Source organism: Aquimarina sp. RZ0, assembly GCF_008370685.1.
GTDB lineage: Bacteria > Bacteroidota > Bacteroidia > Flavobacteriales > Flavobacteriaceae > Aquimarina.
In genome coordinates, this window is the sequence record NZ_VTZU01000001.1 from 201,316 (window position 1) to 213,434 (window position 12,119).

Below are 12,119 nucleotides of genomic sequence, written 5' to 3' on the forward strand. Positions count from 1 at the left end.
TGTTTTGTTATTTCCAAGGTTCTGGCATTTTTTGTTCTCTCAGAGGAACAAAAACAATGTTATCATCTTCTTCTTCACTATTAACAAAATGGTTAAACCGTTTCATTATTTCAGGATCATTGATTGCTTGAGTCCACTCACATTTAAACTTATTAACTAAAGTTTTCATTTCTTTTTCTAAATCTTCGGCAATACCGAGCTTATCATCGATGATCACTTCTTTTAAATAATCCAATCCCCCTTCCAGACGTTCTTGCCAGGCTGCTGTTCTTTGTAATGGTTTTGCTGTACGCATGTAGAACATTAAGTAACGATCTAAGTATTTAATTACAGTTTCGTTGTCAATTTGTTCAGCAAACAATTCTGCATGTCGTGGTGTCGCTCCACCGTTTCCACCAACATATAGATTCCATCCGCCTTCAACAGCGATTAAACCAAAATCTTTTCCACGGGCTTCAGCACATTCACGGATACATCCTGAGACTCCTCCTTTAATTTTATGAGGTGCGCGAATTCCCCGATAACGATTCTCTAGTTCAATTCCAAAACTTACACTTTCATCCATTCCATAACGACACCATGTTGAACCAACACATGTTTTTACGGTTCTTAATGATTTGCCATACGCGTGACCACTTTCAAAACCATGGTTAATCAGATCTTTCCAAATTAGTGGTAATTGTTTTATGGTAGCACCAAATAAATCGATACGTACACCACCAGTTACTTTAGTATATAAATCATATTTTTTAGCAATTTCTCCAAGGGCAATAAGTTTTTCCGGAGTAATTTCTCCACCCGGAACACGAGGAACAACAGAATAGGTTCCATTGCGCTGAATATTTGCTAAGAAGCGATCGTTAGAATCTTGAATGGCATATTCTTCATTTGCAGTATCAGCATTAATTGTAGCCATTAGAGAAGCTATAAGTGGTTTGCACAATTCGCATCCGTGACCTCCATTTCCATGATTATCTAATACTTCATCGAATTTGGTGTATCCTTTTACCTGAATAATTTTATATAAATCTTGTCTGCTTAGCTCAAAATGCTCACAAACACCATCTTTGATCTCAATACCTAAGGATTTTAGCGTGGCATTAGTTAAATCGGTAATCATGGGTTTACAACCACCACATCCTGTTCCAGCCTTAGTACAACTAATAACTCCGGCAACATCGGTAGCTTCTCCGCTTTCGATAGCACCACAAATTTGGCCTTTAGTTACACTTTCACAAGAACAAATTTGAGCTCCGTCAGGTAAATCCATAACATCACCTAACAAGCCTCCATCATCACCTCCGCGGCTACCAAGAATTAGATCTTCTGGTTGTTCGGGAAGTTTCATCCCGTTGATATAAATTTGGAATAAAGAATTATAATCTGAGGAATCACCAATTAAAATTCCACCCAAAAGTTTTTTACCGTCTTTAGAAACATTTATTTTTTTATAAATTCCGCTACGTTTATTTTCGAATGTAATTTCATCAATTTCTTCTTTCGCTTCATTAAGTGCATCGCCAAAACTAGCTACTTCGGTACCAATTAGTTTTAATTGAGTTGACATATCAATAGTGCCTGGCATTTCTGCATCACCACCGATAATTTGTTGTACTGCAACTTCTGCCATGTCATAGCCCGGAGCAACTAAACCATAAATCATGCTATTGAGCAGAGCACATTCACCGATAGCAAATATACTTTTATCAGAAGTTTGCATTTGTTGATTTACAAGTATACCTCCACGAGTTCCAACGTCTAATCCACATTCTCTTGCTACCTCATCGCGAGGGCGAATCCCGGCAGAAACGACAAGCATATCTACTTTTAACTCTGTATTATCAATATATTGTAAACCTTCTATAGCATTATCTCCCTGAATGAATTGAGTTTGTTTTGAAAGATGAACTTGTAAACCTAAGTTTTCGATTTTAGCTTGTAACATATCACTAGCACCTTTATCCAATTGTCTCGGCATTAATCTTGGTGCAAATTCTACAACGTGAGCGTTTAACCCCAGGTTTTTAACTGCATTTGCAGCTTCTAGGCCTAATAAACCTCCTCCAAGCACTGCAGCTTCTGTTTTTCCCTGCGCTTTTAGCTTTTTGGCATATGCTTCTGTAGCTTCCAGATCTTCAATAGTTCTATATACAAAAACCCCCTCTTTGTCCACTCCTTGTATAGGCGGAACAAATGCTGATGAACCCGTAGCAAATATTAAATAATCATATTGATATATGTCTCCGCGATGATTTGCAACCGTTTTTTGTACTCTGTTAATCTCAGTAATCATTTCTGATGTATGAAGTTCTATGTTATTTTCTTCATACCAGTTCGCAGAAGACATACTTAAATCTTCTGCTGTTTTCCCTGCATAAAATTCACTTAAATGAACACGGTCATAAGCTCTTCTGGGCTCTTCTCCAAAAACAGTAAGCTTGTATTCACTAAATTTTTCTGTGGCTGCAAATTTTTCGCAAAATTTATAACCTACCATCCCGTTACCGATAACTATTACCTTCTTCATGAGTTACGTATTTAGACTTCAAAATTAAGTATAAATACGTATTTAAGTAATAAGAATTATGTAATTATTGGGGTTTCAAATTATGAATTTCAGAATAATACATATAAAAGCCTGCAAAATTATTTTTGCAGGCTTTTAGGGTAACATATATGTAAATGAGTGTGGGTGTATTTGCTTATTCGGTTGGTTTAGGACTCCATTTTAAGAAGTTAGGCTTTACAACCAGCATTGCCCACCCCCAATTTTGCAGACCACTTGGGTTTGTAACTCCTTTAAGAACTTCCATGCTGTCTGAAGCAAACATTTGAGAATATCCTATTTTTAAGGTAGCATATGGTAGTATTTTTTGGGTAAATACTAAGTCAAGTTCTGTACCAAGATATTTATCATCTGTGGTTGCTATATCTTCTGCAGCAGAGAAATAGTGAATTTTAGCTAATAAACTGGATTTAGCTCCGGTTTTTACAACTGCTTTGGCATAGATGTCCTGTAGACCAACACTATTCGCATGATTGCCTACAAAAAAGTAATCCATATATCCATTAAATTTATGGTTTGTTCCAAAAATTGGGAAGAAAGATTTTATTTCTCCATCACTACCTCCATTATCATCACCACTTAAAATTTCCCCTCCAAGACCAAATAGTGTCTTGCCAGGTTTATAAGTAACTTCTAGTGAAGCATTATAGGCTGATAAATCGACAGTTTCTGTAAATTTACCAGTTTGACCGTATAGGTTAACGGCAAATTTTAGACCTTTTGCAGGTTTAGCTACCAAATGCGTTCCAAAAGTTTGTCGGTTTACAGTACCATCAATGGGTGTTTGTCCAGCGTCACCCCCTAAGTTTTGGTATGAATTATTTACAAAAAGTAAACTACCTGAAAATTTCTCCCAGTCTTTATGCAACCAGGCATATGCCATTCCTTTATAGTCAAATACGGCTCTTGCATTGCCTCCGTTGTTAGGGTCAAAAAGAGTATTCACTCTGCTTACACCATTTTGATTAAAAGAGAGACCTACATCAAGTTTTAAACCGCTGTCATTATTATATTGTATAAGAGCGGCATCATGAAATCTTCCCTGCATCGCCCAATCTAATCCGCCCAGAATTCTCTGATCATCATAAGAAAGAGCTTGTCGTCCTATCTTTGTAGACCATCCACTGGCAAATTTAAAATTAATCCAGGTCTGTGCTAATGAGAAGCTATTATTGACGTCAGCAGCTGCTATTTGCGGAGTATCTCCCCAAACACTTACGTCCTGTACGCTAAAATATGCTGAAAATTTTTCAGCTTTGTATCCAAATTTTAATCTAGAACGTTGCTGAACAAATAAAGAACCGTCTGCTCCCGAAGGAATCAAGTTTCCGAAACCGTGAGAATATTCTAAACGTGGTCTGATATCAGCATCAATACTTAATTCCTGAGCTTTTCCCTTAAAAAATAATACAGATAGTAGTATTAATAGTTGTAACTTATTTTTCATCTCTTAAATTTTGTTTTTCATATAAGTGTTGTACTTATTTTTGTTCTGAAATTCTTTTTCAATTAATCCTATTAGCCTTTGGAATAATTTATGACACAAAACTAAGTATTAATACGTATTATTTGTGTTTTTTTTAAGCAAAAATACGTAAATTTACTTGGAGAATTATTAAATTTATATGTGTATTTTTGAAGTATTCATATCTTTGACCGTTGAAAGGTCTGATTTGTATGTGTTTCTATAAAATAATACGTAGTAAGATAAATATATGATAAGTATAGTATTAGTAGATGATCACTTTTTAGTGAGAGATGGTATTAGATCTCTTTTGGAAGATGAAGAGCAATATAAGGTTATTGGGGAAGCATCAGATGGAAAAGAGGCAATTAAAGTAATAGAATCATTACAACCAGATATTATAATTTGTGATATCAGAATGCCCGAAATGTCTGGTATAGAAACTGTTCAGAAATTAACAGCTTTGTCTGTTTCTTCTAAAAAGATTATGCTTTCTATGCATGATTCTGACGAATACATATTGCAATCTATCAATGCTGGTGCTGATGGCTATTTGCTAAAAGATGCGGGCAAAGAAGAGTTTCTGAAAGCTTTGGCTACTGTAAGTAAAGGAGGAAAGTATTTTAGTGGTGATGTGTCGTCGATACTAGTGAAAAAATTGTTGAAGGAAGGTGGCTCTAGTATAGTCCAAGATGAGGTTGTGAAAGCTAAAAGTAATGGAATTACTCCAAAATCTAACCCTTTTGATCTTACAAAAAGAGAGATTCAAATACTAAAGTTGGCGGTTTCTGGAATGACAAATAAAGATATAGCAACAGAATTAGATATTAGCAAACGTACAACAGAGGTGCATCGTTTTAATCTAATGAAAAAGATGAAAGTTAAGAATGTTTTGGAGCTTAGTAATAAGGCTAGAGAATCAGGATTGATTCCCTAGCGGCCTTTTTTAGTGCTGATAAGTGTTTCAGTTATTTGATATGCCTTCGTATAAACCTGTTATTTTATTAAAGGATTTGGTAAGTTGATTTGTGGTATTAAATACTTCTTGTAACTGAAAACCATTATTCAATAATTTGTTTTGATTTGTTTGAAACCTTTCCCACAAAGACATTACTGTGCCAAGCTCTTCTTCAATATCAGTAGAGTTGTGATTGCTTATTAATAGACTACCTATTGCGGTATCAAATTCTTTGTAGACCGTATTCAAAGTTTTTTTAAAAACTTCATTTTCTTGTGTAAACATAGCAGAAGCTGTATAATAAAGACATAACCGTTGAGAAAGCATTCGTTGCCTGCCAGAAACATTAATTATGTTGACCAGGTCTTTGTTTTTGTTTTTGAAGAATTGATTGTTGTAATTAAAGTTGTTTTCAATATTAGAAACCACTTCATTACAGGCTTTTAGTAAAGGAGTATTTAGTTTTATAATTTGTGAGGCGTTAGGAAAATCCGGAGTAGTATTAATTAAGGTTTTGAATTCAGTCCATAATTTCTCTACTTTTTTTAGAGATAGTTTTACTGTGGTGCTCGATGCGTTTGTTGATAAAATTTGTAATTGCTTTTCAAAAATGAACTTACTCGAATTTAATTCTTTTTTAATTTCAGGGTCATTAATCCCTTTAGTAATCAATAGATAAGCCTTAGACATTTTTTGAGATAGCATCCGTTGCTTTCCGGATATGTTTATCGCTTTTCCGTAGGTTATGGAGCCAAATTGTTGTGTTTGGCAGTGTGTCTTTTTAGGACTAAATGCAATAAATAAAATAATTGAAACAAAGGAAATTTTCTTTTTCATAGCTGCGTAATTTCAAATTTGTTAAAAAAATATTCAGGGGATCCTTCTTTTATTAATACCAATGATAGATTGATGCTAAAGTTAGATGTGGGTTTACGATAAAAAAGGGTGTTGTAAGTAAAAATACTTATTTATTTTAGATATCCAAATGATCATAGATAGTAAACTTCTTTATGAAAAGTATTTTTTGACGTTTTATCTAGCTGGCAACAACAGTGATCGAATTATGGTTATTTTTTATTTTTATTGTTAAATAATTGATAATTAGATATTTGTTAATTTTTTGTTACGAAATTTTCAAATTTACAAGGCTTATTTTCTTAAATATTCAATTTATATTAAGAGATATTTGTTAGAATGTAATTCAACTTAAAAATAAGTATTTAATTTTAAAAACTAAGTATTATTACTTATTTTTGCTTTGTTCTATTAGCGGAATTGTATAAAAAATTAAATTATGAAAACAATGAATTTTAAAATATGGTTAGTCTTTCTTGCTGTTATTACAATATCATGTGGAGGAGAAAAGAAAAAAGAATTAGCGTCTAGTAATAAGGAATCAAAGGATGAGAGTTCAAAGTTGCTTATCGAAAAACCACAATTGACTTTTGGTTTTATAAAATTAACAGATATGGCTCCGTTAGCGATCGCAAAAGAAAAAGGTTTTTTTGAAGATGAAGGGCTTTTTGTTTCTGTAGAAGCGCAATCAAACTGGAAAAATGTATTAGACCGAGTGATTGATGGTCAGCTAGATGGTTCTCATATGTTGGCAGGGCAGCCTATCGCAGCAGGAGCAGGTTTTGGAAGGCAGGCAGAATTGGTGACTCCATTCTCGATGGATTTGAATGGTAATGGGATTACTGTTTCTAATGATGTGTGGTCAAAAATGAAACCCAATGTAGCTAAGGGAGCAGATGGAAAACCAATACATCCGATATCTGCAAAAGCACTTAAGCCAGTCATAGAATCTTATAAAAATGAAGGTAAGGCTTTTAAGATGGGTATGGTTTTTCCGGTTTCTACTCATAATTATGAAATAAGATACTGGTTAGCAGCAGCAGGAATCAATCCGGGGATGTATTCTAAAGATAATATTCAAGGTCAGATTGATGCAGAAGTGTTATTGTCTGTAACACCACCACCTCAAATGCCGGCAACCCTGGAAGCAGGAACTATATATGGGTATTGTGTAGGAGAGCCTTGGAATCAGCAAGCCGTGTTCAAAGGTATTGGTGTTCCTGTAACTACGAATTATGATATCTGGAAAAACAATCCGGAAAAAGTATTTGTAATGACTAAGAAATTTGTAGAACAATATCCTAATACTGCAACTGCTGTAACTAAAGCATTGATACGAGCAGGAAAATGGCTGGATACTCCGGGAAATCGTCCTGAGGCTGTAAAGATATTGTCTATGCCAGAGTATGTGGGTGCCGATGAGGTAGTAATAGCAAATTCAATGACCGGAACATTCGAATTTGAAAAAGGAGATAAAAGAGAAATGCCAGATTTTAATGTGTTTTATAGATATGATGCAACATATCCGTTTTACTCTGATGGGATTTGGTTTTTGACGCAGATGAGACGTTGGGGACAAATTCCAGATAGTAAACCTGCGGCTTGGTATGATAAAACAATTAAGGATATATATAGACCAGATATCTGGACCAAAGCAGCAAATATGCTTGTAGAAGAAGGACATTTAGAAGCATCAGAATTACCAAAAACCGACGGTTATAAGCCGGCAACTACAGATTTTATAGATGGTAATAAATATGATGCCAAGGATCCGGTGGGATATATTAATAGTTTTAGTATTGGAAATAAGGAAAATGCAGAAGGAGTTTCTAGCATTGAGTAATAAAAGGTAAAGGTTTTTTTATTACGCTTTGGCTTAAAAAAATAACTTAATAGTATTCGATAGTTATATATAGCTACAATCATAGGTGTGTATGCAATTGAAGAAGAATAAATGTAAACATGAAAGATAAATCTATACATATTCTCAATTTTGTAGGATTGGGTTTTTTTGAACCGGCTATTAGATTAGCTGCTGGTGAAGAAGTGAAAAAGAATTTAATTGCACTATTTAGAAAGGTGTTATTACCTGTTTTATCTGTGGGGTTATTTTTATTGTTGTGGCACTCTGGAGCCATGGTTTTATATACAATAGAAAAAGATGCAAGAATCGAAAAAGCGTTGACCGAAAGAGGTCAGGAAGCTGCTGATTTAGAAAGAGCTTGTATCGAATCTAATGGTAAAGACTGTAAGATATCTACACTGCCAACACCTTCTCAGGTTTGGTCTGCGTATCAGTCTTTGCTGGCAGATCACTCTATTATTAGTGGGAAAAAAGCAGCGTTTTTGGAGAAAGTATCTGCTACAAATGAAAAACGGATAGCAGATGGGTTAGATCCGATTACATATACAGGAAGACCTTCATTTGTGGATCAGATATGGACAAGTCTTAAAACAGTTTTTGCCGGATTTTTGTTAGCACTCTTTATTGCAGTTCCCATTGGTATCATGTTGGGACTAAGCGATACACTAAGATCCTCTGTTAATTGGTTGATACAGATATTTAAACCAGTTTCTCCTGTAGTTTGGTTATTATTAGTTACTATGATTGTAGTGACAGTTAGTAAAGGTTCTGATGGTGATAGTGCATTTACAATATCATTTATTAGTGTTGGTCTTTGTTCAATGTGGGCAACATTGGTTAATACTACAATGGGCGTGTCTAGCGTGGATAAAGATTACATTAATGTGGCCAAAGTTTTAAACCTTAGCATGAGTCAAAAAGTGTTTAAGATAATTTTGCCATCATCTTTTCCTTTGATATTTACTGGATTAAGAATTACGCTTTCTGTGGCCTGGATGGTATTAATTGCAATAGAATTATTGGCGCAGAGCCCTGGACTAGGTTCTTTTGTATGGGAAGAATTTCAAAATGGTTCAAGTGAATCTAATTCTAAAATAATTGTCGCCATGTTTGTTATCGGTATTATTGGATTCTTATTAGATAGAATTATGCTAACAATACAGAAGTTTGTAACATTTACAGAGGAAACAGTATAAAAATATATAGGATTATGGCGTATATCGAATTAAGAAATGTATCTAAATCTTTTGGAAGCGGAAAAGATAAAACTCAGGTTTTGTCTAATATAAATCTGAAAATTGAAGAAGGAGAATTTGTAGCTATCGTAGGATTCACCGGTAGCGGTAAAACTACTTTGGTCAATCTTATATCGGGTTTATTGATGCCAGATGAAGGACAGGTGTTATTCAAAGGGGAGCCTGTTACGGGGCCTAGCCACGAACGCGGGGTGATTTTTCAGAATTATTCATTATTACCTTGGCTTAATGTTAGGAATAATGTAGGGATGGCAGTAAAAGAAGCTTTTAAGAAAATGTCAAAAAAGGAAAGAAATAAACGAGTTGAAGATTATGTAGAAATGGTGAATCTTTCTCCGGCAATAGGAAAGCTGCCAAAAGAGCTTTCTGGAGGTATGCGTCAGCGGGTTTCTGTGACCAGAGCCTTGTCTATGAGTCCTGATGTCATTTTGATGGATGAACCACTAAGTGCTTTGGATGCTTTGACCAGAGGTAATCTGCAACAGGAGATTTTAAAGATTTGGGAAAAGGATAAGAAAACGGCCTTACTTATTACCAATGATGTAGACGAAGGGATTTTAATGGCAGATCGTATTATTCCTTTAAAACCAGGACCTAAAGCTACGCTTGGACCAGAGTATGAAATAAGTTTAGAAAGACCTAGAGATAAGACTGCTTTAAATCATAATGATGAGTACAAGAAATTAAGGAATAGTATCATAGAATACCTTATACAGATAGGAGAGCAAAGAGCTTCTAAAAAGGAAACTGCATATATATTGCCAGAGATCAAACCTCGGATTAAACCAACTCCTTTTAAAAGATTTAGTTTTAGTTAAAAATATGCATATGGAAACAACAACAGAGAAACCAAAATTAAGAAGATCGGATAATGGGTTATTTGCGGATAAATACATGTTGGATATTTCTCAATTAACTAAAATCTATCCAACGCCAAAAGGTGATTATGTAGTTTTAGATGATCTTGATCTAAAGGTAAAACATGAAGAGTTTATCTCTATTATTGGGCATTCTGGTTGTGGTAAGTCTACATTACTTACAATGATAGCAGGTCTTAATCCTATTTCCAGAGGAACTATTGTGGTAAATAATCAAACTATAAAAGGACCTGGACCAGATCGGGGAGTTATATTTCAATCTCCCAGTTTATTACCCTGGATGAGTGCTTATGATAATGTAATGCTAGGTGTGAAGCAAGTATTTGCACACGGAACTAAAAAAGACAGGGATGATATTGTAAAATATTATTTGTCTAAGGTTGGTCTGGAAGATGCTATGCATAAAAAGGCAAAAGAATTATCTCAAGGTATGCAGCAACGTGTCGGTATTGCGAGAGCTTTTGCATTAAAACCAAAGGTTTTGTTGTTAGATGAGCCCTTTGGTATGTTGGATTCTTTAACGCGAGGAGAATTACAGGATGTTCTTATAGAGGTCTGGAATCAAGAGAAGATTACAGCGATAATGATAACCCATGATGTAGATGAATCTATATTTCTTGCTGATAGAGTGATTATGATGACTAGTGGACCGCGAGCCAGGGTAGGAGACATTTTGGAAATTGATTTTGAACGCCCTCGATTGCGAAAAGATGTGTTAGATCATCCGGATTATTATAAATATAGAGAACATTTAATTAATTTTCTTGAGCATTAACAATCCAATATAAAATTAAATTTACTCGATAATCGAGATTTAAATGCTCTGAGGCTTGCCTCGAAATCAAAACGTTTTTTCAATAAATGCCTCGGGCTTGTCCCAGGTAGTTTACTTTGTGAACAAAAAAAACGATGCTATTAAAAAATAGCATCGTTTTTTTTTTTTTTTTTGTTAGATATATTTTAGTCTTAATAAGTGTCTGTTATGGTAAGTTTGGAGGTTATTATTATAGGTAAAAATATGCTAATGATTATACTCTTTATAGAATCTAAATTATTAAATATTCAATTTGATTAAAGATTTTTTTGCTATAGTATAAATTTTAATCGTGAAATGGATTTTTTTAGGGGTATAATGTCATTTTTATATGTTTTATACATAAATTTGTATCGTTTTATAGGGGTAAAATGTTTGTTATGTTATTTTTTTTGATCAAATACCCTATAAAATTAGGGGTTTGGTTTTTTTTAAAAATTTTAATAAAACAAAGAAAAGTTATGAATATAGAAGAATTAATAACTGTATCGATTACAGAATTTTTAGATATAGAGGTGCATAGAGATACAGGGAATCTTGATTTTTCATCTAAAATTGAAATAGTAAAAAAACGTATTATTAATAAAGTAAAAAATAGTCCAGATTCTTATGGAATGGTAAAGGACACTAATGGATATGAATATGAAATGTTTTTTAGCAGTAATCCTAATGATATGATTAAAATTGATGGTTGGATTCCTATAGATACTAGTAGAATAGAGCAGGCTGATAAGATTGATGAATATATAGAAATAGGATTATTAAGAAAGATAGGAAGTTCATTAAGCTAACAAACATTAGTTATTGATTTTTTTCAATATAAATCTAATCTAATTAGATTTATTTAAATAAGAGTATAAGGTATAACCCAAAACAAATATGATAATGAAAGTAGATGAATTAATTACCGAAGCTATTACAGAATTTTTAGATGTAGAAATAAACCGAGATAGTAGTGAGCTTAATTTTGCTTCCAAAATAGGAATTGTACAAAAAAGAATGGCTCAGAAAGTTAAGAACAACCCTAAATCATACGGAATGATAGATGCTTCTCAAAAGTATGAGTATGAAATGTTTTTTACGAGTAACCCAAATGATATGATTAAGATTGATGGTTGGATTCCTATAGATACAGGAAAGATTGAAAAAGCAGAAAAAATCAATGAATATATAGAAATAGGGTTGCTGAGAAAAATAAAACAAGCAGCAGCTTAGTTAGGAAATAATGTGTGTTGTTTTTGTTATGATTTAATTCTTAAGCATATATTTCTTCTGGGATAACTAGATTCACATTTGAATCGTTGGTTTCATACTTCTGAGATGTGTTTTTGTTTAATAACTGATATAGAGATGAATAGGATAGCTCTCTTATTATGATGACACGCAAGCTTTAAAAGAAATATTATTTCGATATATATATGTAGGTATGTGTTCATTTAAAGGAATCTCTTTAAATGAATACG

At 33.6% G+C, this 12,119-nt stretch carries 10 protein-coding genes; 7 read left to right on the forward strand and 3 right to left on the reverse strand.

Going from position 1 to position 12,119, the window contains the following annotated elements:
- Nucleotides 1-7 precede the first annotated feature (7 nt).
- Together nirB and F0000_RS00670 are read right to left on the reverse strand one after the other, a co-directional pair.
- Complete coding sequence (nirB, locus tag F0000_RS00665; RefSeq protein ID WP_149622763.1) at nucleotides 8-2,527, reverse strand: nitrite reductase large subunit NirB; 2,520 nt, start codon at nucleotides 2,525-2,527, stop codon at nucleotides 8-10.
- Between the two features lie 175 nt (nucleotides 2,528-2,702).
- Entirely contained in the window at nucleotides 2,703-4,013 is a 1,311-nt protein-coding gene (locus F0000_RS00670) for an alginate export family protein (protein WP_149622764.1), read from the reverse strand.
- Between the two features lie 268 nt (nucleotides 4,014-4,281).
- Between F0000_RS00670 and F0000_RS00675 the strand changes: the two genes are divergently transcribed.
- Nucleotides 4,282-4,968: a response regulator transcription factor gene (locus F0000_RS00675; protein WP_149622765.1), complete on the forward strand. Its 687-nt coding sequence runs from the start codon at nucleotides 4,282-4,284 to the stop codon at nucleotides 4,966-4,968.
- A gap of 27 nt (nucleotides 4,969-4,995) precedes the next feature.
- Here F0000_RS00675 and F0000_RS00680 read toward each other — a convergent pair whose 3' ends face one another.
- On the reverse strand, nucleotides 4,996-5,826 hold the full coding sequence (locus F0000_RS00680; protein WP_149622766.1) for a type IV pili methyl-accepting chemotaxis transducer N-terminal domain-containing protein: 831 nt from the start codon (nucleotides 5,824-5,826) through the stop codon (nucleotides 4,996-4,998).
- A gap of 457 nt (nucleotides 5,827-6,283) precedes the next feature.
- Between F0000_RS00680 and F0000_RS00685 the strand changes: the two genes are divergently transcribed.
- The 6 genes from F0000_RS00685 to F0000_RS00710 all read left to right on the forward strand — a co-directional run bounded on the left by F0000_RS00685 (nucleotide 6,284) and on the right by F0000_RS00710 (nucleotide 11,871).
- On the forward strand, nucleotides 6,284-7,687 hold the full coding sequence (locus F0000_RS00685; protein WP_149622767.1) for a CmpA/NrtA family ABC transporter substrate-binding protein: 1,404 nt from the start codon (nucleotides 6,284-6,286) through the stop codon (nucleotides 7,685-7,687).
- A 119-nt stretch (nucleotides 7,688-7,806) separates the two neighbouring features.
- Entirely contained in the window at nucleotides 7,807-8,904 is a 1,098-nt protein-coding gene (locus F0000_RS00690) for an ABC transporter permease (RefSeq protein WP_149622768.1), read from the forward strand.
- Between the two features lie 14 nt (nucleotides 8,905-8,918).
- Entirely contained in the window at nucleotides 8,919-9,782 is an 864-nt protein-coding gene (locus F0000_RS00695; protein WP_188111985.1) for an ABC transporter ATP-binding protein, read from the forward strand.
- A gap of 10 nt (nucleotides 9,783-9,792) precedes the next feature.
- The gene (locus F0000_RS00700) at nucleotides 9,793-10,617 is read left to right on the forward strand and encodes an ABC transporter ATP-binding protein (RefSeq protein ID WP_149622770.1); all 825 of its coding nucleotides are present in this window, start codon (nucleotides 9,793-9,795) and stop codon (nucleotides 10,615-10,617) included.
- A gap of 500 nt (nucleotides 10,618-11,117) precedes the next feature.
- Nucleotides 11,118-11,447, forward strand: coding sequence for a hypothetical protein (locus tag F0000_RS00705; RefSeq protein ID WP_149622771.1), 330 nt, complete (start codon nucleotides 11,118-11,120; stop codon nucleotides 11,445-11,447).
- A 94-nt stretch (nucleotides 11,448-11,541) separates the two neighbouring features.
- Nucleotides 11,542-11,871 carry a hypothetical protein gene (locus F0000_RS00710; RefSeq protein ID WP_149622772.1) on the forward strand — a complete coding sequence of 110 codons (330 nt, stop codon included), beginning with the start codon at nucleotides 11,542-11,544 and terminating at the stop codon, nucleotides 11,869-11,871.
- Nucleotides 11,872-12,119 lie beyond the last annotated feature (248 nt).

Bases quoted from the DNA above. Each gene is read 5' to 3' on its own strand.
- nirB (WP_149622763.1), bottom strand. From the start codon at position 2,527: ATGAAGAAGGTAATAGTTATCGGTAACGGGATGGTAGGTTATAAATTT.
- F0000_RS00670 (WP_149622764.1), bottom strand. From the start codon at position 4,013: ATGAAAAATAAGTTACAACTATTAATACTACTATCTGTATTATTTTTT.
- F0000_RS00675 (WP_149622765.1), top strand. From the start codon at position 4,282: ATGATAAGTATAGTATTAGTAGATGATCACTTTTTAGTGAGAGATGGT.
- F0000_RS00680 (WP_149622766.1), bottom strand. From the start codon at position 5,826: ATGAAAAAGAAAATTTCCTTTGTTTCAATTATTTTATTTATTGCATTT.
- F0000_RS00685 (WP_149622767.1), top strand. From the start codon at position 6,284: ATGAAAACAATGAATTTTAAAATATGGTTAGTCTTTCTTGCTGTTATT.
- F0000_RS00690 (WP_149622768.1), top strand. From the start codon at position 7,807: ATGAAAGATAAATCTATACATATTCTCAATTTTGTAGGATTGGGTTTT.
- F0000_RS00695 (WP_188111985.1), top strand. From the start codon at position 8,919: ATGGCGTATATCGAATTAAGAAATGTATCTAAATCTTTTGGAAGCGGA.
- F0000_RS00700 (WP_149622770.1), top strand. From the start codon at position 9,793: ATGGAAACAACAACAGAGAAACCAAAATTAAGAAGATCGGATAATGGG.
- F0000_RS00705 (WP_149622771.1), top strand. From the start codon at position 11,118: ATGAATATAGAAGAATTAATAACTGTATCGATTACAGAATTTTTAGAT.
- F0000_RS00710 (WP_149622772.1), top strand. From the start codon at position 11,542: ATGAAAGTAGATGAATTAATTACCGAAGCTATTACAGAATTTTTAGAT.